The following is a 21,273-nucleotide window of genomic DNA, read 5'->3' as shown; positions in this document are numbered from 1 at the left end:
CAACCGCCTCCCTTTCCCGATAACCGCTCCGTAATTGCTACTTTCCCGGAGTGTCCGAGGAGTACCCCAGCACCTGTCACGTTTTCGGCCGTTGCCTGCAATCCAGCCCCGTGCGCGGCTTTCATCTGGACGCAAGATCCGGTCTGGGTCGGTCATCGGCTGGTCGTCATCGAACATGACCAGCCGAGCCGGTCTGTCCTGCCGCCTGCCTTCCGGGCCTCTATCGATCAACCGTTGTGGCGACCGCGAGCGGAAGGCGCTCGGCGGAGGGCCCGTTTCATCTTGCCTTGCGTTTCAAGGAAACCGGCAGGCCCCAGGTCAGGTCTTCCATGCCTGCTTCGCCGAGTATCTCGGTTTTCATCGGCTGGATGCGCGCGAGCACCTGGCGGCCCGTTTCATCCAGCCTTGGCTGCTCGCGATCGATGAACCTTTTCGTCAGCTCCATGGGCGCTGGCCTCATGAAGACCTGGATATCCTGCAAGGCGCACTTGATGTTTTGCGTGTCCACGGCCTTGCAGGTCTTCCTGTCATAGCTCACGGCCGGGGTCTTCAAGTGGAACCGATCGCTGAGCAGGATCTGCCCAGGCTGAATGGTGAAGGACAGCGGGGCATAGGCGTCGGGTATCTGCGCTTGCAGCTTGATGGAGGGAACGTCCTCGATCTTCGTGCCTTCGGCCCAACCGGCATCCGAGACCATTTCCCGCTGGCTGTATTGCTGCTCGGTCCAGCCCACGCATTGGCCGGAGGCCATGTGCACGGCGCTGCAGACATTCTGTGTGTAGGTTTTATCTGCATAGGAGGCGTCGCGCCAGTAGTTCTCCTTCACGAACCGGCGATACAGCACGGCGGACAGGTTCACCGAACCAAGTGGGCTGGCAGCCGGCTGCCCCTTTGGCGCCTTGATCTGGGCAAGGGTGCTGTCGATCTTGTAGTCGATCCCTCCGGACAGCAGGTAGGTTCCCGGCGGGACGATGTTGACCTCGAGGAAGTCCCACAGATAGACGGCTTCCTTGATCTTCTCCAGGTCGTTGTTGGCAAAGGCCTGCATGTAGGCGATCCCGGGCACGTCCTTATTCTTGAATATGACCCGATGCGAGTAGCTGGAGAGGTCCGTCACGCTCTTGTTGGGCATGAGTGCCGGTACCAGCACCACGGACATACCTTCGCGGGTAGCCTCATCGATCATGTTCAGGAGCTGGTTGGTGGGGTTCTGCTGGGAGCCGCCGAGTCCGGCGTTGCCTAGGGAGGCGCAGGCTGACAACAGGCTTGCCGGGAGCAGGATCGCGAAGGGGCTCAGACGCCGAGCGATGGTTTTCATGAGATATCCTTATCTATACGGGCCAATGACTTAAGGCGAGTGCGGGAAGAATCCTAATCTACTCCTTGCGGATTCCCAAGGAGCGTTCGTCCCGCGCGTAGGAAGGAGCGTTTGAGTCGAGCGCGTCACAGCCTGTTGCTGCAATCCTGGGTACTCACATGCGTTCGAATGCTGGCGAGCCAGTGCGTACTGCGTTGGTGATGGCTCGCTGCGGGTAGAGTTCGTGCCGGTCATCGAGGGCTGGCTGCGTGGGGGCGCAATGAAGACGCGCATCCCAGCTCTTCTGGCGATTCGTGAGTGCGGATCAAATCTGTTTTACCGCCGAACGACTTTTTCCGTTCCCTGCGCCTATCTAACCTGCCGCTCTCTTCAACCCGGGATCGGCAGGCATCTCCGCTGCGGTTCCAGCATGTACGGAACACCATGAAAAACATTCTCCTGCTCAACGGCGGAAAGCGTTTCGCCCATTCCGACGGTCGCCTCAACCAGACCCTGCACGAAACCGCCCTGGCCCATCTGGACCGCCGTGGCTTCGACCTGCGCCAGACCCTCATCGACGGTGGCTATGACATCCCGACGGAGGTGGACAAGTTCCTCTGGGCCGACGTGGTGATCTACCAGATGCCCGGCTGGTGGATGGGCGCGCCATGGACAGTGAAGCGCTACATCGACGAAGTCTTCACGGCCGGACACGGCAGCCTCTATGCCAACGACGGTCGTACCCGCTCCGACAGCACGCAGAAATATGGCAGCGGCGGTCTGGTGCAGGGCAAGCGCTACATGATCTCGGCGACCTGGAATGCACCACGGCAGGCGTTCGACGATCCGAGCGACTTCTTCGAAGGGAAAGGCGTGGATGCGGTGTATTTCCCCTTCCACAAGGCCAACCAGTTCCTCGGCATGTCCGGCCTGCCGACGTTCCTCGCGGTGGATGTGATGAAGCGCCCGGACGTCCCGGCTACCGTCGCTGCCTACCAGGCGCACCTGGACAGGGTGTTCGGGCGCGCCGGCTGAGTTCGACGGCGAGCCTCGTGTCGCTTCGCTGGATGGAGTGGCGGGTCGAAATCCAGGCTCTCGGGACGAGGCCTAATGGTCACGGATCCGCTATCCGGGCTTTTCTCGGCCACGACCCGCGAGTGATCCGAAATTCGATTTTTCCATCGATCCGTCGAATTAGATTTCATCGGGGACGGGCAGGAAAGGATGCTTTGCACGAATATTCGAATGGGCGCATCGTAAAATGAGCGCGCTTCGACCGTGTCGAAGCCACCCCCGACAACGTTGCCGGCAGGTCGCTCATCGACTTCCGACGCCTGCCGCCGAATTCAGGAGATTCACATGTGTCCTTGCCCTCACTCCCAGACCCAGGGAGAAACGGACGGAGAGGCTGAGTGGCATAACGCCGCCCTGGACTTCACCCATGCGATGAGCTACGGCGATTACCTGAAGCTGGAGAAGGTCCTGGACGCCCAGTTCCCGCTTTCGCCCGACCACAACGAAATGCTGTTCATCATCCAGCACCAGACCTCGGAGCTATGGATGAAGCTGATGCTCCACGAACTGCGGGCCGCCCGGGAGCACGTCAAGTCAGGCAAGCTCGGTCCGGCGCTGAAAATGCTCGCCAGGGTCTCGCGGATCTTCGACCAGCTGGTACACGCCTGGGCGGTGCTGGCGACCATGACGCCGACCGAGTACAACACCATCCGCCCGTACCTGGGCCAGTCTTCCGGTTTCCAGTCCTACCAGTACCGCGAGATCGAATTCATCCTCGGCAACAAGAACGCCACCCTGCTCAAGCCCCATGCTCACCGTGCCGAGCTGCTGGCGGCCCTGGAGCAGGCCCTGCATACGCCGTCGCTATACGACGAAGCGATCCGCCTGATGGCCGCCCAGGGGTTGCCGGTAAGCCAGGAGCGGCTCGCCCGGGACGCGGCGGCCGGCACCTGTTACGAGGCCTCGGTGGAGGCGGCGTGGCGACAGGTCTACCAGGCGCCGGAACGCTACTGGGACCTGTATCAGCTGGCGGAGAAACTGATCGACCTGGAGGACTCGTTCCGCCAGTGGCGCTTCCGTCACGTGACCACGGTGGAGCGCATCATCGGTTTCAAACCCGGCACGGGCGGAACCGAGGGAGTGGGGTATCTGCGCAGCATGCTCGATACCATCCTCTTCCCCGAACTGTGGCGGCTCCGTTCCAACCTGTAGTACCGGATGAGGCGCAGCATCCGCCTGCGCCTCAGTCGTTGCCGGCGCCTCCCGCCGCCCACTCTTGCCGCAAAAGCCCCATGAGAACGACATTCCAGCGTTCCCGGCCGACCCGGGTGGCGGAGCGGCGCAAGCCTTCTTCGCGGAACCCCGCGCGTCGATAGAGATGACGGGCGGCAGCGTTCCAGTCGTACACGTTCAATTCAACGCGCTCGATGTCGGCGTCGGCGAAGGCCTCGGCGAGCAGCGCCTCCAGCATCGGCAGCCCCAGGCCCTGGCCGCGCGCGCTTGGCGCCAGGGCTATGCGAGCCAGGCGGACGACGCCGTTGCGGCGGTCGAACAGCAACTGGCAATGGCCGATGACCTGGTCATCCCGGCAAGCGCTCCAGAGCAGGCGCAGCGGCGGTCGCCGGCGGCTTTCCGCGAGGTCTTCATGCATCTGCTCGAGGCTCAGCGGATGCCGCAGGGCGGGGCCGGCCCATTGCACCAGCTCCTTTTCCGTGGCGAACCAGCGTTGCAGGATTGGGAAGTGTTCCAGCTGGAACGGGACGAGTTGCAGTTCCGGGACGGAACCCGTGCCGGGTGTGGGCATGCGGAGTGCCTCGCTCAGGTCATCGGGGGGAGCCGGCGTTTAACCGGGGACTTCTTGACGATGGCGGTGTTGGTTTCCGCGTAGCCGTTGATCCTGTCCAGCAGCGTGTCGAGCTGTTCCATCGAACGAACCTGGAGGCGGGCGATGAAGCAGTCGTCACCGGTGACCTTGTCGCACTCGGTGAACTCGGCGATGTCCTGGATCTGTCGCTCGACCTCGTGCAGCCTGCCGGGCAGGGGGCGGATGCGCACGATCGCCTGGAACTGGTAGCCGAAACAGCGGGGGTCGACATCCAGGGTGTAGCCGCGGATCACGCCGCGTTCTTCCAGCTTGCGCAGGCGTTCGGCGACGCTCGGGGCCGATAGCCCGCTGACCTGGGCGAGAGCCTTGAGGGACAGTCGCGAGTCAGCCATGAGGGCGTTGATCAGGCGTTGGTCGATGTCGTCGGTCATGTCGGCCTCGAAAGTTTTTTTTCAAAATAGCCCTGATAAAAAAGGTCGTCACGGGTTTTTGCCTGAGTAATGCGATGGAGGGCTGGAAGACGACTTTGGATAATCATAGGCCTGTCTTGCGGGAGAGCGCCCATGAACGATCCGATCCGTCGCGGTACGCTGGAAATGACTTCGGCCATGCTGATCTGCGGCACCATTGGCTGGCTGGTGCTGCTCTCCGGGCAGCCCGTGCTGGACGTGGTGTTCTGGCGCTGCGTATTCGGTTTCGCCACGCTGCTGGTCGCCTGTGCCGCGCTGGGTTTCCTGCGCCGCGGCAGCCTGGGGCGCGAGGCGTTCCTGCTGGCGCTCCTCAGCGGGGTGTTCATCGTCGGCAACTGGGTATTGCTGTTCGCATCCTACTCACGGGCTTCGATCGCCATCGGTACCGCGGTCTACAACGTCCAGCCGTTCATGCTGGTGGGGCTAGGCGCGGTGTTTCTCGGCGAGAAGGTCACGGCGCGCAAGCTGGGCTGGCTGGGGCTTTCGTTCGCCGGCATGCTGGCGATCGTCAGCGCCCACGGCGACAGCGACGCCCCGCGCGGGGACTACCTGTTCGGTATCCTCCTGGCGCTCGCTGCCGCGCTGCTGTATGCCTTTGCCGCGCTGATCGTGAAGCGCCTGCAAGGCACGCCGCCGCATCTTATCGCCTTGATCCAGGTGGGCACCGGCGTGCTGATGCTCGCACCGCTGGCGAACCTTGCCGAACTGCCCCGGCACGTTGCTCCCTGGGCCAGCCTGGCGACCCTGGGAATCGTCCATACCGGGCTGATGTACGTACTGCTCTACGGCGCCATTCAGAAATTGCCGACGGCGCTGACCGGTGCCTTGTCCTTCATCTATCCGGTCGCGGCGATCCTGGTGGACTGGCTGGTCTTCGAACATCGCCTGAGCCTGGCCCAGTGGCTTGGCGTGGCTGCCATCCTGCTCGCCGCGGCGGGCATGCAGCAGGGTTGGAGCGTGCGCCTGCCGAGGCCGGCGGTGCGTCGCGGCTGAGGCGCGGGGGAAAGAAAAAGCCCCGCGACGAGGCGGGGCTTTTCTACGGCGATCTCGGCCGATCAGTTGCCGAAGACCTTGAAGCGTTCGCTTTCGGCGATGAAGGCTTTCTCGCCCGCCGGAGCGGCGATGGCGCCGAAAGGCATCTGTGCGCGCAGCTTCCAGCTTTCCGGCAGGTTCCAGGTCTTGTGGGTCTGCGCATCTACCAGCGGGTTGTAGTGCTGCAGGCTGGCGCCGACCTTGTGCTCGGCGAGGGCGGTCCAGACCGCGAACTGGGCCATGCCGCTGGCCTGCTCCGACCACACCGGGAAGTTGTCGGCGTAGAGGGCGAACTGCTCCTGAAGCTGGCGCACTACCGTCTGGTCTTCGAAGAACAGTACGGTGCCGGCACCGGCGGCGAAGGAATTGAGCTTGGTTTCGGTGGCGGCGAAAGCGTCGGCGGGAACGATCTTCTTCAACTCGTCCTTGGCGATGTTCCAGAACTGCTCGTGCTCGGCGCCGAACAGGACGACCACCCGCGAGCTCTGCGAGTTGAACGCGGAAGGGCTGTGCGAGACGGCCTCCTTGACCAGTTCGACGATTTTCTCCTGGGAGACGGGCAGTTGCTTGTCCAGGGCGTAGATGGTGCGGCGGTTCTTGATGGAGGAGAGGAATGCGTCAGACATCGTGAGGCTCCTTGTTTGGAAATTGGATTCGATATTAGCGACGGCCTCGATGAGATCAATGGGAAATAACCGGTGATTCCTATCGGCTGATGCGATGGATACCCGGCTTCTCCAGGAAAGCCGGGTATCCACGGTCCAGCGCGGCCGGCAGCGAGAGACGGCAAGTACGGATGAAAATGGAATATCGAGAAAGTCGATGGGCATAAAACCGCGAGGACTTGGCCTTTGATTCAGGTCAAGCAGGGTGAAGGCGGGGGAGGCGGCCAACCTTTAGTGATGGTGACCTGGCAGCCCGGCTCGGTGATGGTTCGATTGTAGGATTGTCGGACAAAAACTGGAGCGCACGATGTTTGAAAATTTCTCTCCCAGCACCATGCTGGCCATCAAGAAGTACGCCTATTGGCTCTGGCTGCTGCTGGCGTTGTCCATGCCGTTCAACTACTGGATGGCCCAGGACAGCGCACATCCGGCCTTCTGGGCATTTTCCCTGGTGATTGCGGTATTCGGCATCGGGCCGCTGCTGGACATGCTGTTCGGCCGCGACCCGGCCAACCCCGACGAGGAAACGCAGACGCCGCAGTTGCTCGGCCAGGGCTATTACGTATTGCTGACCCTGGCCACGGTGCCGGTGCTCATCGGTACGCTGGTGTGGGCCGCTGGCGTGTTCGTCGCTTTCCAGGAGTGGGGCTGGCTCGGCCGGTTGGGCTGGATCCTCTCGATGGGCACGGTGATGGGAGCGGTGGGGATCGTCGTCGCCCATGAGCTGATCCACAAGGACTCGGCGCTGGAGCAGGCTGCCGGCGGCATTCTGCTGGCCGCCGTGTGCTACGCGGGGTTCAAGGTCGAGCATGTGCGCGGCCACCATGTGCATGTGTCTACGCCGGAGGACGCTTCGTCGGCGCGTTTCGGCCAGTCGGTCTACCAGTTCCTGCCGCATGCCTACAAGTACAACTTCCTCAACGCCTGGCGCCTTGAAGCGGTGCGGCTGCGCAAGAAGGGCCTGCCGGTGTTCGGCTGGCAGAACGAACTGATCTGGTGGTACCTGCTGAGCCTGGCGTTGCTGGTCGGTTTCGGTTGGGCGTTCGGCTGGCTGGGGATGGTTTTCTTCCTTGGCCAAGCGTTCGTCGCGGTGACCCTGCTGGAGATCATCAACTACGTCGAGCACTACGGCCTGCATCGGCGAAAGGGCGAGGACGGGCGCTACGAGCGGACCAACCATACCCACTCCTGGAACAGCAACTTCGTCTTCACCAACCTGGTCCTGTTCCATCTGCAACGGCATTCCGACCATCATGCCTTCGCCAAACGCCCCTATCAGGTCCTCCGTCATTATGACGATAGCCCGCAGATGCCCAGCGGTTATGCCGGGATGGTGGTGCTGGCGCTGATCCCGCCGCTGTGGCGGGCGGTCATGGACCCCAAGGTGCGGGCCTACTATGCGGGCGAAGAGTTCCAGTTGACGGCCGAACAGAGCGAGCGGCCGGCAGCTTCCTGAGAATGGCCGGCGTCCCCGCTCCGTGCCCGAATAGCTCTTCGTTCGGGCAATCCCGCCTTGCCTGGGGTTGACTATCCTTAGCGATATCTCGGCACGGAAAGGAGCCCAGGGATGAACATTCGGCAGAGAATCCTCGCTTCGGGCGCCATCGGCATCGTGGCTGTGGTGCTGCTCGGCGGGGTCGGCTTCTGGGGGCAATTGCGGTTGGGCAAGGCACTGTCGGAGAACGAGCTGAGCGTCAATGCGCTGCGCAACCACATGGAAGGCGACATGATGCACGACGCCTTGCGCGCCGACGTCCTCGCGGCGTTCGTGGTCCAGCCCGGCGACGGCGCGGCGGCCGAGCAGGTCCGCGAGGACCTGCAGGAGCACAGCCAGTGGTTTCGCAAGGTGGTCGAGCAGAACCAGGGGCTGCCTCTCAACGACGCCATCCACCAGGCGCTGGTCGAGTTGCGGCCCGACCTGGAAGCCTACATCGGCGCCGCCGAGAGCATCGTCGGCAAGGCGTTGCTCGATCCCGTGGCGGCGCGGGCCGAGCTGCCGCAGTTCGTCCAGGCCTTCAAGGAGCTGGAAGGGCGCAACGAAGCGCTCAGCAGCCTGATCGAGAAACACGTCGAGCAGACCAACCGGGCGCGCGAAGACAGCATGCGCTATTCCGCCTGGATGCTCGCGGGCGGCATCCTGGTCGCCTGCCTGGTCCTTGGACAGCTCTGTCGCCAGTTGCTGCGCGCCGTCCTGCAGCCGCTGCGCAAACTGGTCTCATCGGCCCGGGTGATCGCCCAGGGCAACCTGCAGGAGCCGATCGGCGTCGACAGCAATGACGAGGCCGGCCAGTTGCAGCGGGCGTTGGGCGAGATGCAGGAGAACCTGCGGCAGATGATCACCATCATCCGCCAGGAAAGCGAAGAGCTCCACGACACCTCCCAATCCATCGGCCAGACCTCGCAGTCGATCGTCCACGGCGCCAGCCAACAGGCCGACAGCGCCACCAGCATGGCTGCGAGCATGGAAGAGATGATCACCAATATCTCGCAGATTTCCGACCACGCCGACAACGCCAGGGTGATCTCGGCCAAGTCCGAGGAGCTGGCCAGCAGTGGCGGGCAGGTGATCCTCAACGTGGTGGAAGGGATGAGCCGCATCGCCGACGTGGTCAACCAGTCCTCCACCAGCATCACCGCTCTCGGCCAGTCGTCGGACGAGATCCATTCGATCATCCAGGTGATCAAGGGGATCGCCGAGCAGACCAACCTGCTGGCGTTGAACGCCGCCATCGAGGCGGCGCGGGCCGGAGAGGCCGGGCGCGGTTTCGCCGTGGTCGCCGACGAGGTACGCGGGCTGGCGGCGCGGACCACCCAGTCGACCCAGGAGATCACCGCGATGATCGAGCGCATCCGCGCCAGCACGGGGCAAGCGATCAACAGCATGGAGGCCGGCGTGAGCCGGGTCAACGAGGGGGTGTCGTTCGCCCGTCAGGCAGGGGTGTCGATCAACGAGATCCTCGATGGAACCCGTCATGCCGCGTCGGTGGTCGATGAGATTTCCCAGACCATCCGCGAGCAGTCGCGCGCCAGTGATGAAATCGCCCAGCGCGTGGAACTCATCGCCCAGCGTTCGCAGCAGAACACCCAGGCGATGCACGAGATGGCCGCCACCGCCAGGCGCCTGAACGAGGTTGCAGCGACCATGCGCTCGTCGGTGGAGCGCTTCAAGATCTGACGGGAGCCGCCTAGGTCGTCGACTCCGGGAGGCGCACGAACAGCGTGTAGCGTGCGCCTTCGATCGCTTCGAAGGCGATCAGCTTCTCGATCAGCGCCAGGTTCAGGACCTTGCCCGCGTTGAGCAGCAGCATGCCGTTGTTGGCGGTGAGGTTGCGCGCCAGCACCATGCCCGGAACCAGGTCGCGGGTGCCATGGGCACGGACTTGCGGATCGGCCAGGGTGACATCGGCAAGGGTCGTCGCGCAGACCTGGATGAACGGTTCGATCAGCTCGGGGTCGTACAGCCGGCCGGCGTATTTGCGGATGTACATCAGTGCTTCGTCGCGATTCATGCGCCGTTCGAGGATCAGTCCGCGCTGCAGCTCGACGAAATCCACCGCCAGCTTCAAGAGGCGCGAGCCCAGGGGAATGGCCTCGCCCTTGAGGTGGTCCGGATAGCCGCTGCCGTCCCAGTGCTCCTGGTGATGGCGAATCAGGCGGGCGGCGTCCTGCATCGGTTCCAGCGACATCAGCAGCGACTCGCTGAGCTCCGGGTAGCCGCGGAAACGATCGCGGTCGTGGTGATAGAGCAGGTCCGAGGGCGAGCTGAGCAGGGTGTCGTTCCAGCTCAGCTTGCCGATGTTGTAGAGCGCTGCGGCCATCGCCAGGTCGCGACCATCCGATTCGTCGACGAGGCCGCTGGCACAGCAGGCGCGGACCAGTTCGATGATTTGCTGGTTGGTCTGCTTGTCCTTGGGCAGGCGCTGGTTGACCAGCAGCGAGAAGACTTCGGTGCCGACCACGTAGCTGCGCTTTAGCTCCTCATAGGCGAGGTCGAGCATGTCGGCGGTCTGCTGCAGTTCGGCGGTGCGCGCCTGAACGCGCTTTTCCAGCGTGGCGTTGAGTTGCTGGAGGCGGTCGTTCTGCTCCTGGGTAAGTCGCTCCAGGCGCCGCCGCTCGCGCTCGGAATGCAGGTATTCGAGCGACTGGCGCAGGGTCAGCAGCAACTCGTCGTCGTTCCACGGCTTGCTCAGGTAATGGTGGATGCGCCCTTCATTGATGGCCTTGGCGATGGTTGGCAGGTCGGCATGGCCGGTGAGCAGGATGCGAATGGTTTCCGGGGAGCGGCGATGGATTTCCGCGAGCAGGGCAGCACCGTCCATGTTCGGCATGCGGGCGTCGGACACCACCAGGTCCACGGGCCGGCTTTCCAGCAGTTGCAGGGCCTGTTCGCCGCTCTCCGCCAGCAACAGGTCGTAGGGCTGGTTTCGTAGCAGCCGGCGCAGGCTGCTGAGGATCAGCGGCTCGTCGTCGACCAGCAGCACGCTGAAGCGGATCTCCGTCTCGTTGGAAGGAGGTGCGCTATCGTTCATGAGTGTCTGTCCACCGGGTGAGTTTTGCCTGAATACTTCAGGCAAGCATAGTCCGAGTCTGGCCTGGACGAGGGCGCATGCACGCGGCGGCTGGGCGAGCGGAGGTGCGGATCATGGAGACGTTACCCATCAGGAACCGGCGCTTGCTGGTGATCGATGAGCGGCAGGCGGATCGAGACCGTGTATGCGGGTTGTTGCAGGGAACCCTAGGGGCCGAATCGCCTCCCGTGGCGCCTGAGCGGGGCTACCAGGTGGATACGGCGGGAAGCGCCGAGGAGGCATTGGGGCGGATACGCTCGGCCCTCCAGGCCGATGCGCCGTATGCCGTGGTGTTTCTCGGGATGCCGTCGGTAGGCGCGGATATTCCCGTTCTAGAGCGGTTCTGGCGTCTCGACTCCCGCTTGCAGGTCGTGGTGCATGCGCCTCCCGCCGATTTTCCGCTATTGGCGCCGTGGGCTGCGGAAGAGCGCCTGCTGCTCCTCGGCCTGCCTTTGCAGGGACAGGAGGTCCGCCAGATGGCCGGCAATCTCAGCGCCAAGTGGAACGTGACGGCTCACCTCCAGTTGCAGATGAGCCGGATGGAGGCTGCCATCCAGGAGATCACCCGGGAAGTCGGCCAGGCCAAGGAGGCGCTGGAGAAAGAGATCGGCGAGCGCAAGGAACTGGAAAGCCAACTGGTGCAGACGGAGAAGCTTGCCTCGATCGGCCACCTGGCCGCCGGCGTCGCCCATGAGATCAATAACCCCATCAGCTACGTTTCCTCCAACTACACCACCCTGGAGGAGCACGTCAGGCGTTTGCTGGAGGTACTTGAAGCCTATGAAGAGGCTCGCCCCGCGATCCGCGACGAGGCGCTGGCAAGACGCCTGGAGCAGCTCGGTGAGCGGGTCGAACTGGCCTTCGTCAAGGAGGATGTCGCCGTGTTGCTGCGCGAATCCAGGGAAGGTATAGGGCGGGTGCGCAAGATCGTCCAGGACCTGAAGAACTTCTCCCGCGTCGACGCCGAGGACGACTGGCAGTGGACCGATCTGCACCAGGGGATCGAGTCGACCCTCAATATCGTCGCCAGCGAACTGAAGTACCGGGCCGACGTGGTCCGCGAATACGGCGATCTGCCCGAGGTGAAGTGCCTGCCGTCGCAGATCAACCAGGTGGTGATGAACCTGGTGATGAACGCGGCCCAGGCGATGGGGCCGGAGCGGGGTCGCATCGTGATTCGCACGGGGCATACCGTGGAGCATGCCTGGATCGAGGTGGAAGACTCGGGGCAGGGTATCTCCCCCGAGATCCTGCCGCGCATCTTCGATCCGTTCTTCACCACCAAGCCGGTAGGCAAGGGGACCGGCCTGGGGTTGTCGCTCTCCTACGGCATCGTCCAGAAACACGGCGGCACCATCGAGGTACGTAGCCAGCCGGGAGTCGGCAGCGCTTTCCGGATCGTGCTTCCCCTGGAATCGCCCGGCAACCTGGGCGGAGCCCACGGAAATTAACTGTTGCGCCGGCTAGGGTAACGTAAGACAATGATTTATCTACCGTTTGGGGTGGGTCTCGGGTTGGGATGCCGGTTTGGTTCCCGTTGCCGGCTCACTTGAAGCGAGATCCTGCCCGGATGGCGAAATCGGTAGACGCAAGGGACTTAAAATCTGTTTTGTCAAGTCCTTTCTGCTAGAACTACCGGGCCAGAAGGTCAATAGTGACAACGGTTTGCGGGCATCCAAGTTGTAGCCTTGCAGTTTGGCTTGAGGGCCAGGGGCCAACTAGGCGCCAGTAGATGGAGGTAGGTGTTTTCGGTGCGTTGAGCACTACGCCCGAGTGGTGAAATCGGTAGACACAAGGGACTTGAACAATTTGAGCCTTCGGGGGGAAACGCCCGAAGTGAAGCCCGTCAAAGTCGGCGAACGCCCTGGATGCTTCTGCACCCGAGCCAACGCCGAGCCAAGCCCAAGCACAGCTTGGGAAGGTGTAGAGAGCAGACGGCGGGCACCTACGGCCGCAAGGCTATGGTGAAGGCGTGCTCCAGACCACGAACGCCATGCGTTGAGCAGGGCGGCGGCGAAAGTCGAAGTGGTAAGAAAATCCCTCGCCGAAAGGCGTGCCGGTTCGATTCCGGCCTCGGGCACCAATCCAGAGCCGCCCCTGTTCACGCAGGGGCGGCTTTTCCGTTTTTGGGCTGTGTTCGCTTGAAGCCCCGATCCCCCGCCATGAACGCCTCCAGCATGTGCGGGATCAACTTCTCTGCATCGACCGCCTCGCCATACGTCTGCGCGTGCATCGCGGCGTAGCGGTCGAGGTCGGCTTTCAAGCTGGCCGGGCAGGCAAAGGTCAGTTTGACGCTTTCGGTCTTGGGCAGCGGCCCGAGCCGCAGCTTCTTGGTCGTGCTCATTGCGAAGCTCCCCGATTGAAGAACAGCGGCTGGTACGGCCGCAGCACCAGATCACGGTTGACGATGATGCGAACCGGCAAGCCAGGCCGCTCGGTCAGCGTCGGCTGGATGTTCATGTTGCGTCGGGTGATCTCTTGGCCGACCTGATTGATGCTGTCCTGGGCGCTGTCGCGCCCGGCGATGACGATGCGGTTGCCATCCTGGCGGTTCTCCGGCGCGGCCAGCTCGGCGCCGACGCCCAGCAGCGTCGTCAGCGCCGCACCGGCAAAGATGCGGTTCCAGTGCCAGTCCACGTCATCCTCCAAGCCTGCGTAGCCAGCCGGGTCGGTGCCCACTAGGTTGTCGAGCGTCAGCGAGGACGTGTCGGGCAAGATGATCCGGTTCCACACCACTTGCACGCGGCTCTGCCCGTAGCTGACCTGACTGTTGTAGCGCCCGAGGATGCGCGACCCCTGTGGGATCAGCAGGAACTTGCCGGTGGCCGTGTCATAGACCGGCTCCGTCACGGTGCCGATCACGTCGCCCGGCAAGTCCGACTTGATGCCTGTCACCAGCGCGCCGGCGATCACCGTTCCGGCCATCACCTGATAAGGCGACGCAGGCAACGCCAGATTGCCGGAATTGCGGGTTTCCGTAGAACCGGCTTTCAGGAAAGCCTCTTTCTGGTCTTGCCGATCCTGCACCGTCGTCGGGTCGGCGGGCTGGGCCGCCGTCGGGGCAGGCCCGGCAGCGAGAGGATCGAAGGCCGCGAGTGTGTTTGCAACACCAGGCGCACCCGGCGCAGCTTGCGCGACCGTGGCGGCGGCCTGGCTCTGGCCGCCTGAGCGGAAGAACACCGACGAGGCCGCCGCCGCGTCCGCCTCCTTGCGCAAGGCATCTTCGGGATCATGGCCTGGCGACGAATAGCCCGGCGTTACCGGCTGCTGCGAAGCGACGATGGCCGGGCCAAGGTCACCGGGCAGCGGCGGCCCCAGCTCGGGCACAGCGGGCGGCAAGGCTGGCGGCAGCTTCGAGTAGTCGGCCGGCAGGCCGTCCAATCCTTCGGACTTCGAGACGCGATCGACGTTGTAAAGCTCGGTCTGCTCATTGGCCCCGCGCCGCTGCGGCTGGAGCGACCAGATCGTGGCCCCGAGTACGGCGACCGACAGGCCGCCGACGAGGACGGCCAGCGTGCGGCGATTCAGGCGCGTGACCGGGCGCGGCTGGGCGCGCAGCGCCACCGTCTCGGGCGCGATCTTGCCCGCCTGCGGCGTGGCGAGGTCGGGGGTGTCGTCCTGGCTCATGGTCAGTTCCTCCGTGCCACGCCATCCGTGCGCTCGATCCGCACCACGTCGCCCTTGTCGCCGCCCAAGCGCAGCTCGGCCGCGCCAAAGAGGCGATCCACGATGTAGTACGGCGAGCGGAAGCGGTAGTTCACCAGTTGCCCGTCGCCTTCGGCCCCGATCACGAACAGCGGCGGAAGATCGCCCTGCGCGATGCCTGCGGGAAACTGGATATAGACCTTCGCGCCATCGTCGAACGCGCGCAGCGGCTTCCACGGCGGATTGCTGCCGCTGATCGCGTAGCGAAAGCGCAGGTTCTCCAGCGACAGGCCGCGATCGACCGGCGCGGCGGCGCTGGCCGCCTGCGCCTGGCGCTGCAAGGCCAGCATCCGGTCGCGCGGGTACTCCCACGAGACTGACGCCATCCACGTCTTGTCCGTGGAAGTCAGCTCCAGCAAGTACGTCCTGCGGCTGGTGGTGATGACCAGATTGGTCTTGAGGCCCGAGCGGATGGGCTTCACCAGCACGTTCACGCGCAGGTCGGCACCGCTGCCGCTGGACGTGTCGCCCACGATCCAGCGCACGGTATCGCCGGCGGCCACCGTCACCAGTTCCTCGCCCGGCTGGAGCGACACCACGGTCACGCGACCCACGGCCGCATAGACCTGATAGAGCGCGCCATCGGTGAACGGCCACACCTGAATCGCGTTGACGTAGCCCTCGCGCGTGGGCGCGACACGGGCCTCGGCATTGGCCCGCGAAACGCGCACCTTCTCGTCGGCAGGTTCAGGCGTGGGCTTGGCGTCCTCGGCCTCGGGAGTCGGCATCAACTGCGCCGGCATCGGCAGCACCTCGGGCACGGCCACCACCTCCACGGGCGCGGGCGGCTCCGGCATCGGCTGGGCCTGCACCGGCACCGGCTCATCGAGCGAGATGGTCGGCGGCGGCTTGCCCTGCGTGGCGCAGCCCGCCAGGGCCAGCAGGATCAGCGGCAAGGCGGATTTACGGAAAACATCATTCATGGCTTTGCTCCTTCGGAAGAATCCAGTTCGCGGCTCCACGACAGGCCGTTGACGTAGATGCCAAGCGGGTTCTTGCGCAGGCGCTCTTCGGTGCGCGGCGGCTGGAGCACGATGGACACCACCGCCGTCCACCGTTCCAGGCCCGCCGCTGCGCCGTTGACGTAGCGCCGTTCCGTCCAGCGCACGTTGAAAGACGTGTCGCTGGCGCGCACGACGCTGGTGATCTGCACCGTCACCGACTCCTTGCCGATGCGCGCGAACGGGTCGTTGACCCGCGCGTAATCGTTGAGCACGGCTGCGCCTTTGTCGGTCGTGTAGTCGTAGGCGTCCAGCCAGTTTTGGCGGACGACGATGGGGTCGATGGACAGCGAGCGCACCAGCGTCACGAAGCGCGCGATGTGGTGCGCCGTCTGCGCATCGTTGGGCCGGTACGGCGTAGCGGCTTCGCCGACGGCGCGCACCTGACCGGCGTTGTCCACCTCCACCACGTAGGGCGTCACGATGGATTGCGCCGAGCGCCACACCAGGCCGCCGGCCATCAGCAGCGCGAGCGTGAGGCAGCCGAAGGCCATCAAGCGCCAGTTCTTCGCCTGCACGCGCGGCGAGCCGATACGGTCGTCCCATACCTGGCCGGCAGCTTGGTACGGCGTGGCAGGCTGCGGCGTGTCGGCGTAGCGCACCTGCGGTTTCTTGAATCGCATGGTCTGTTCTCCTTGTGAATCGCGTCAGTCGTCGGAGCCGCGCAGGCTCGGGCCTTGCCCTGAGCCGCCGCCGTCGCCACCGCGCAGCGTGTGGGCGGTGGTGGTCGCGGCGTGGGTGAGTTGCTGGCGGCGTTGCAGCCGCTTGGCCCAGGCGGGCTGCTCGGCGGGCTGTGCAGCGGCAGCGCCTGCGGGGGCTTCGCTAGTGGTGGTCTGGCCGGCTGACGCGCCAGCGTCGCCGTTCCAGCCCGCACGGAACGGCGCGGCCATGCGTTGCCCGGCAGCGGAAGCGCGGGATGCGGCAGCGCGTCCGGCGGACTGCGCGCCGGTCTTGGCGACGTTGCCCAGTCCCGCCATCGCGCCCTTGGCGCCGCCGCCTGCTGCGGCGGAACCGGTCTGGAACGCCGACTTCGCGCTGCTGGCCGCCGACGTGGCGGCGCGCGCACCGCTGCCGGCCAGCTTGGCGGCGGCCGGGGCCATGCGCGCACCAGCGGCCACCGCGCCGCCAACGCCCGTCGCGACAGCACCGACGGCCACTGCGGTTCCGGCCGCGCCGACGGCGGCGCCGGCCATCGCGCCCGCGCCGAGTTGGGGCGCACCGGACACAAGGCCCGTGGCGATGCCAGGGCCGAAGATCCCGAGCGCCAGCAAGGTGAGCGAGGCCAGCATGATGACCAGCGCGTGGTCGATGTTCGGTTCGGCGGGATGGACTTGGAACTGCGAGAACAGGCCCGATCCGATGCCGACGATCACGGCCAGCACCAGGACCTTGACGCCAGCGGACACGACGTTGCCCAGCACCTTCTCGGCCAGGAACGAGGTCTTGTTCCACAGCGCGAAGGGCACCAGCACGAACCCGGCGAGCGTGGTCAGCTTGAATTCGATCAGCGTGATGAAAAGCTGGATCGCCAGTACGAAGAAGCACAGCACCACGACCAGCCACGCAAGGAACATCACCACGATGGGATCGAGGTTCACGAACACCTCGGGGAAGCCCGCCATCTCGCCGATCTGCTCCAGAATCGGCGCTCCGGCGTCGATGCCGGTCTTGGCGAGCCGGCCCGGCTGCAAGAAGTTCTCCATCGTGATGGCCGAGCCAGTGGCGGTGATGCCCAGCCCGGCGAACGAGCGGAACACGATGCTGGCCAGCCAGTTGAAGTTGTTGAGGATGTAGGCGAAGGAGCCGACGTAGAGCACCTTGCGCAGCAGCTTGGCGATCACGTCCTCGCCCTGGCCGGTGGCGTGGCTCATGGCCCAATACAGCCCGGCGATCGTCATGTCGATGACGATCAGCGTGGCCGTGAGGAACGCCACTTCGCCACGCAGCAGCCCGAAACCCGAGTCGATGTAGGTGGCGAAGGTGTTGAGGAACTGGTCGATGATGGTCACGTCATTCATGGCGTGTCCTCCTGGGCGGCAGGCAAGGCCGGCGCGGTGCCATCGGCCGGTTCCTCGAAGCTGGGCGGGATCGGCGGCAGGTCGGCCAGCGTCCGGTATTCATCCGGCCCGGCCTCGCCGGAAAAGAAGCGCCGCCGGAAGGCTTCGGCGGCGGCGCGGCAAGCGTCCTCGCCCGTGGCCTGCCGGTCGGCCGCGCATTGCGCGCGCAATGCCTTGAGCCGCACGGGATCGGCGGCCAGGGCATTGGCGAGGTGATCGGCCGGCTGCTCGCCGCAGGCGGCCAGCAGCACGGCACCAAGGACGAGGACGCATCGCATGTCGGCCCCCGTCAGTCGCGGTAGAAGTTGACGGACTGCGGCGTGTACGGCGTGCCTTCCCCGAGGAAGCGCCGCCGCACTTCGCGGGCGCGCTCGGTGGCCGCCGCCTGCCGCGCCAGTTCCAGCGAGGCGGCCCGGTCTTGCGTGATCTGGAGCCGCTGCGACTGGATCGACTGCTTGGCCTGCAAGGCGAGCAACTGGTTCATGGCCTGCATCGCTTGCAGCGCGCCTTGCGCCGACTGGCTCTTGCCGACGAGATCCGCCAGCACGCCCTCGTCATCATGGAGGTTCTGCGATGCCTGGGCCTGCATCTGCATGGTGGTCTGCAAGCCGTTGAGCGTGTTCCGCCAACGCTCCTGCGCGTCGCGGTACATCTGGTCGCCGCTGACGGTGGCGGCGTACTGCTCGGGGTACAAGCGCGCGAACTCTCGATCGAGGTTCGTCACGTCGTAGGCCAAGCCTCTGGCTTGGGCGATCAGCCGCTCGGTCGTCGCCAGGTTGGCGCGCAACTGGTTCACCACACTGGACGGCAGGCTGGCGAGGTTGCGCGCCTGGTTCATCAGCATCCGCGCTTCGTTCTGGAGCTGCTGGATCTGGTTGTTGATCTGCTCCAGCGTGCGGATCGCGGTCAGCGTGTTCTGCACGAGGTTTGTTGGATCGACCACGACCCATTGCGCATGGGCGGTGGCGGTGCAAAGCATGGCTGCGACGGCGGCAGCGATAAGGCGCTTTTTCATGGCAGGTTCTCCAGGGGGGGGTCAGCGAGGGAACCCGGCGCGAGGCCGGGGAACGAGGGCAGCAGGTCGGCCGCCCAATCGAGGCCGCGATGGCGCAGCCAGGCGCCCGCGAAGCCGGGCACGCCGGCGTCCAGCAGCGCGCGGTCGATGTCGCGCTGGTCTTGCGGCGTGGACGCGCCCGCAAACGCCAGCGCTGCCGACCCCAGGTCGAGGTCGAACAGGCGGTTGCCGAGGCGGGATTGGTAGTAGTAGTCGCGCTTGGGTTGCGCGGTGGCGACGATTTCGATCTGGCGGCTGTTGAGGCCGAAGCCCTCGTAGATCGTGCGAATCTGCGGCTCGGTCGCCTGCGGGTTGGGCAGGAAGATGCGGCTTGCGCAGCTTTCGATGATCGCGGGCGCGATGCTCGAATCCTTGATGTCCGCGAGCGACTGCGTGGCGAAAATGACGCTGACGTTTCGTTTGCGTAGCGTCTTGAGCCACTGGCGGATGCGCGCTGCGAACACCGGGTCATCCAAGAACAGCCACGCTTCATCGAGGATCAACAGCGTGGGCGCACCGTCGAAGCGTTCGTCGAAACGCGCAAAGAGGTACTGCAGCACGGCCATGACAGCGGCCTTGCTGTGCATCAGCTCCTCCATCTCGAAGCACTGCACGTCCGCCATACCCAGCCGGTCGTGGTCGGCGTCCAGCAGCTTGCCGTGGGCACCGCCCAGCACATAGGGTGCGAGCGCCTGCCGCAGCGCGTTGGACTGCAAGAGCACCGACAGGCCGGTCATGGTGCGCTGCTCCACCGGCGCACCGGCCAGGCTGCCGAGTGCTGACCAGATGGCCGCCTTCTCGTCTGGACTGACCGCCACGCCTTCGTGCAGCAAGCGGCCTTCGATCCACTCAGCCGCCCAGGTGCGGTAGCCCTCGCGGTCGATGCGGGCGAGTGGCTGGAAGGCGATTTCGCCATCCGTGCCCAGGTCGTAGTGCTCGCCTCCCAGCCCGAGGATGGTGGCGCGCATGGAACGCCCCATGTCGAACGCGAAGATGCGCGAGCCGCGATAGCGGCGGAACTGCATGACCAGCGTGGCGAGCAGGACCGACTTGCCCATGCCGGTCGGGCCGGCGACCAGCGTGTGGCCCACGTCGCCGATGTGCGTCACCAGCCGGAACGGCGTCGCGCCATCGGTGCGGGTGACGATCAGCGGCGGGCCGTCGAGGTGGTCGTTCTTCTCCGGCCCGGCCCATACCGCCGACACCGGCATCATGTGCGCCAGGTTCAGCGTCGAGACGATGGGCTGGCGCACATTGGCGTAGGCGTTGCCGGGGAGCGAGGACAGCCACGCATCCACGGCGTTGAGCGTTTCGGGGATGGTGACGAAGCCCCGGCCCTGGATGACGCGCTCCACCATGCGCAGCTTCTCGTCGGCTGCGCCGGCGTCCTCGTCCATGACGGTGACGGTCGCCGTCAGGTAGCCGAAGGCGACTTGATCGCTGCCCAGTTCCTGCAAGGCGGCATCCGCGTCCGCCGCCTTATTGTTCGCGTCGGTATCGACCAGCGGGCTTTCCTGCTGGAAGATCGTTTCGCGCAGCAGCGCGATGACGTTCTTGCGCTTGGCGAACCACTGCCGGCGCAGGCGCCCCAACTCCCGTTCCGCCTCGGATTTGTCGAGGCACAGAAAGCGCGTACTCCAGCGATACCCAAATCCCAGGCGGTTGAGGTCGTCCAGAATCCCCGGCCAGGTCGAGGTCGGGAAACCGCGCACCGACACCACGCGCAGGTGCTGGTCGCCCAGCATGGGCGCCAGGCCACCGACCAGCGGCGAGTCGGTCAGCAGCGCGTCGATGTGGAACGGCACTTCGGGCACGCCGATGCGGTAGCGCCGTGTCGATATGGTCGCGTGCAGGTAGGTCAGCGTCTGGCTGTCGTCCAGCCAGGCGATTTCCGGCATGACGCCATCGAGCAGGTCGAAGACCCGATCCGTTTCCGCGACGAAGGCCTGCAGCCGCTCGCGCCAGTCCACGCCATTCGTCGGCGTGTTCTCGTAGAGCATCTTGGCGGCGCGGGCGCGGGATTCCTCGGGCGGCAGGTACACCAGCGTCAGGTGATAGCCGCTCTCGAAGTGATGGCCGGTATCCTCGAAGGCCGAGCGGCGTTCTTCGTCCACCAGCCACGACAGCGGCTCGGGAAACTCGGAATGCGGGTAATCGGCGGCAGCGCGGCGCTCGGCCTCGATGAACAGCGCCCAGCCCGAACCCAGCCGGCGCAGCGCGTTGTTCAAGCGTGCCGACGTGGCGATCAGCTCGCCTTGCGTTGCGCTGTCGAGGTCAGGCCCGCGAAACCGGGCCGTGCGCTGGAAACTGCCGTCCTTGTTCAAGACGACGCCCGGCGCCACCAGCCCGGCCCAGGGCAACCAGTCGGCGAGCAGCGCGGGACGCTGGCGGTATTCGGCAAGGTTCAGCATGGCGGCATCCCCTCACACGTCCAGCAGCGGGCGGTGCTTGATGTGCCGGGCGAACACGGCCATGAACTGCGGATCGACGCGCGCACCCCATACCGCCAGCGAATGGCCGACGATCCAAAGCACGACGCCAGGAATCCACAGTTGCAGGCCCAGCCCGACGGCGGCGGCCAGCGT

At 65.1% G+C, this 21,273-nt stretch carries 19 protein-coding genes and 1 pseudogene; 6 read left to right on the top strand and 14 right to left on the bottom strand.

What is annotated here, in order from left to right; translation table 11 throughout:
* Positions 1-277: 277 nt before the first annotated feature.
* Positions 278-1,318, bottom strand: coding sequence for a hypothetical protein (locus HMPREF3014_RS13325; RefSeq protein WP_003102461.1), 1,041 nt, complete (start codon positions 1,316-1,318; stop codon positions 278-280).
* Between the two features lie 423 nt (positions 1,319-1,741).
* On the opposite strand from HMPREF3014_RS13325, the gene HMPREF3014_RS13320 reads away from it, so the two are divergent.
* Positions 1,742-2,332 carry an NADPH:quinone oxidoreductase MdaB gene (locus tag HMPREF3014_RS13320; protein WP_012614078.1) on the top strand — a complete coding sequence of 197 codons (591 nt, stop codon included), beginning with the start codon at positions 1,742-1,744 and terminating at the stop codon, positions 2,330-2,332.
* 324 nt (positions 2,333-2,656) lie between these two features.
* Positions 2,657-3,523, top strand: coding sequence for a tryptophan 2,3-dioxygenase (gene kynA / locus HMPREF3014_RS13315; protein WP_003160422.1), 867 nt, complete (start codon positions 2,657-2,659; stop codon positions 3,521-3,523).
* A gap of 31 nt (positions 3,524-3,554) precedes the next feature.
* Here the strand turns inward: kynA and HMPREF3014_RS13310 are convergent, their stop codons facing one another.
* Together HMPREF3014_RS13310 and HMPREF3014_RS13305 are read right to left on the bottom strand one after the other, a co-directional pair.
* Positions 3,555-4,115 (bottom strand): GNAT family N-acetyltransferase, encoded by a 561-nt coding sequence (locus HMPREF3014_RS13310; RefSeq protein ID WP_003102467.1) that lies wholly within the window; start codon positions 4,113-4,115, stop codon positions 3,555-3,557.
* A 14-nt stretch (positions 4,116-4,129) separates the two neighbouring features.
* The gene (locus HMPREF3014_RS13305) at positions 4,130-4,567 is read right to left on the bottom strand and encodes an Lrp/AsnC family transcriptional regulator (RefSeq protein ID WP_003102469.1); all 438 of its coding nucleotides are present in this window, start codon (positions 4,565-4,567) and stop codon (positions 4,130-4,132) included.
* 132 nt (positions 4,568-4,699) lie between these two features.
* On the opposite strand from HMPREF3014_RS13305, the gene HMPREF3014_RS13300 reads away from it, so the two are divergent.
* Positions 4,700-5,599: a DMT family transporter gene (locus tag HMPREF3014_RS13300; RefSeq protein WP_003116840.1), complete on the top strand. Its 900-nt coding sequence runs from the start codon at positions 4,700-4,702 to the stop codon at positions 5,597-5,599.
* A gap of 62 nt (positions 5,600-5,661) precedes the next feature.
* On the opposite strand, the gene HMPREF3014_RS13295 is transcribed toward HMPREF3014_RS13300, so the two are convergent.
* Entirely contained in the window at positions 5,662-6,264 is a 603-nt protein-coding gene (locus HMPREF3014_RS13295) for a nitroreductase family protein (RefSeq protein WP_003113348.1), read from the bottom strand.
* 346 nt (positions 6,265-6,610) lie between these two features.
* On the opposite strand from HMPREF3014_RS13295, the gene alkB1 reads away from it, so the two are divergent.
* Both alkB1 and HMPREF3014_RS13285 read left to right on the top strand, forming a co-directional pair.
* A complete protein-coding gene (alkB1, locus tag HMPREF3014_RS13290; protein WP_003102475.1) occupies positions 6,611-7,759 on the top strand; it encodes an alkane 1-monooxygenase AlkB1 in 1,149 nt (382 codons plus the stop codon).
* A 111-nt stretch (positions 7,760-7,870) separates the two neighbouring features.
* Positions 7,871-9,478 (top strand): methyl-accepting chemotaxis protein, encoded by a 1,608-nt coding sequence (locus tag HMPREF3014_RS13285; RefSeq protein ID WP_004350033.1) that lies wholly within the window; start codon positions 7,871-7,873, stop codon positions 9,476-9,478.
* Between the two features lie 10 nt (positions 9,479-9,488).
* Here the strand turns inward: HMPREF3014_RS13285 and HMPREF3014_RS13280 are convergent, their stop codons facing one another.
* Positions 9,489-10,832 (bottom strand): response regulator c-di-GMP phosphodiesterase, NosR family, encoded by a 1,344-nt coding sequence (locus tag HMPREF3014_RS13280; RefSeq protein ID WP_003102481.1) that lies wholly within the window; start codon positions 10,830-10,832, stop codon positions 9,489-9,491.
* 77 nt (positions 10,833-10,909) lie between these two features.
* On the opposite strand from HMPREF3014_RS13280, the gene HMPREF3014_RS13275 reads away from it, so the two are divergent.
* Positions 10,910-12,322 (top strand): ATP-binding protein, encoded by a 1,413-nt coding sequence (locus HMPREF3014_RS13275; RefSeq protein ID WP_003120048.1) that lies wholly within the window; start codon positions 10,910-10,912, stop codon positions 12,320-12,322.
* A 650-nt stretch (positions 12,323-12,972) separates the two neighbouring features.
* On the opposite strand, the gene HMPREF3014_RS13270 is transcribed toward HMPREF3014_RS13275, so the two are convergent.
* From HMPREF3014_RS13270 to HMPREF3014_RS13230, 9 genes and pseudogenes are all read right to left on the bottom strand, one after another.
* Positions 12,973-13,215: a DUF2274 domain-containing protein gene (locus HMPREF3014_RS13270; protein WP_033943920.1), complete on the bottom strand. Its 243-nt coding sequence runs from the start codon at positions 13,213-13,215 to the stop codon at positions 12,973-12,975.
* A complete protein-coding gene (locus HMPREF3014_RS13265) occupies positions 13,212-14,498 on the bottom strand; it encodes a TraB/TrbI/VirB10 family type IV secretion system protein (protein ID WP_034017165.1) in 1,287 nt (428 codons plus the stop codon). Before HMPREF3014_RS13265 ends, HMPREF3014_RS13270 begins: the two co-directional genes overlap by 4 nt.
* Positions 14,499-14,500: 2 nt before the next feature.
* Entirely contained in the window at positions 14,501-15,499 is a 999-nt protein-coding gene (trbG, locus tag HMPREF3014_RS13260; RefSeq protein ID WP_034017163.1) for a P-type conjugative transfer protein TrbG, read from the bottom strand.
* A complete protein-coding gene (gene trbF / locus HMPREF3014_RS13255) occupies positions 15,496-16,200 on the bottom strand; it encodes a conjugal transfer protein TrbF (RefSeq protein ID WP_033470270.1) in 705 nt (234 codons plus the stop codon). The genes trbG and trbF overlap by 4 nt, the downstream gene beginning before the upstream one ends.
* 24 nt (positions 16,201-16,224) lie before the next feature.
* Entirely contained in the window at positions 16,225-17,595 is a 1,371-nt protein-coding gene (trbL, locus tag HMPREF3014_RS13250) for a P-type conjugative transfer protein TrbL (RefSeq protein WP_034017160.1), read from the bottom strand.
* On the bottom strand, positions 17,592-17,912 hold the full coding sequence (locus tag HMPREF3014_RS13245; protein WP_034017159.1) for a hypothetical protein: 321 nt from the start codon (positions 17,910-17,912) through the stop codon (positions 17,592-17,594). Before HMPREF3014_RS13245 ends, trbL begins: the two co-directional genes overlap by 4 nt.
* Before the next feature lie 11 nt (positions 17,913-17,923).
* On the bottom strand, positions 17,924-18,649 hold the full coding sequence (gene trbJ, locus HMPREF3014_RS13240) for a P-type conjugative transfer protein TrbJ (protein WP_034017158.1): 726 nt from the start codon (positions 18,647-18,649) through the stop codon (positions 17,924-17,926).
* Positions 18,646-21,099, bottom strand: a complete 2,454-nt coding sequence (gene trbE, locus HMPREF3014_RS13235; protein WP_034068110.1) for a conjugal transfer protein TrbE — start codon at positions 21,097-21,099, stop codon at positions 18,646-18,648. Before trbE ends, trbJ begins: the two co-directional genes overlap by 4 nt.
* Before the next feature lie 12 nt (positions 21,100-21,111).
* Positions 21,112-21,273 (bottom strand): annotated as a pseudogene (locus HMPREF3014_RS13230) (conjugal transfer protein TrbD); the annotation flags it as partial.

It is taken from the genome of Pseudomonas sp. HMSC065H01 (assembly GCF_001815235.1).
In the GTDB taxonomy this organism is placed as follows: domain Bacteria; phylum Pseudomonadota; class Gammaproteobacteria; order Pseudomonadales; family Pseudomonadaceae; genus Pseudomonas; species Pseudomonas aeruginosa.
This window is presented reverse-complemented; position numbering and strand designations above follow the sequence as displayed.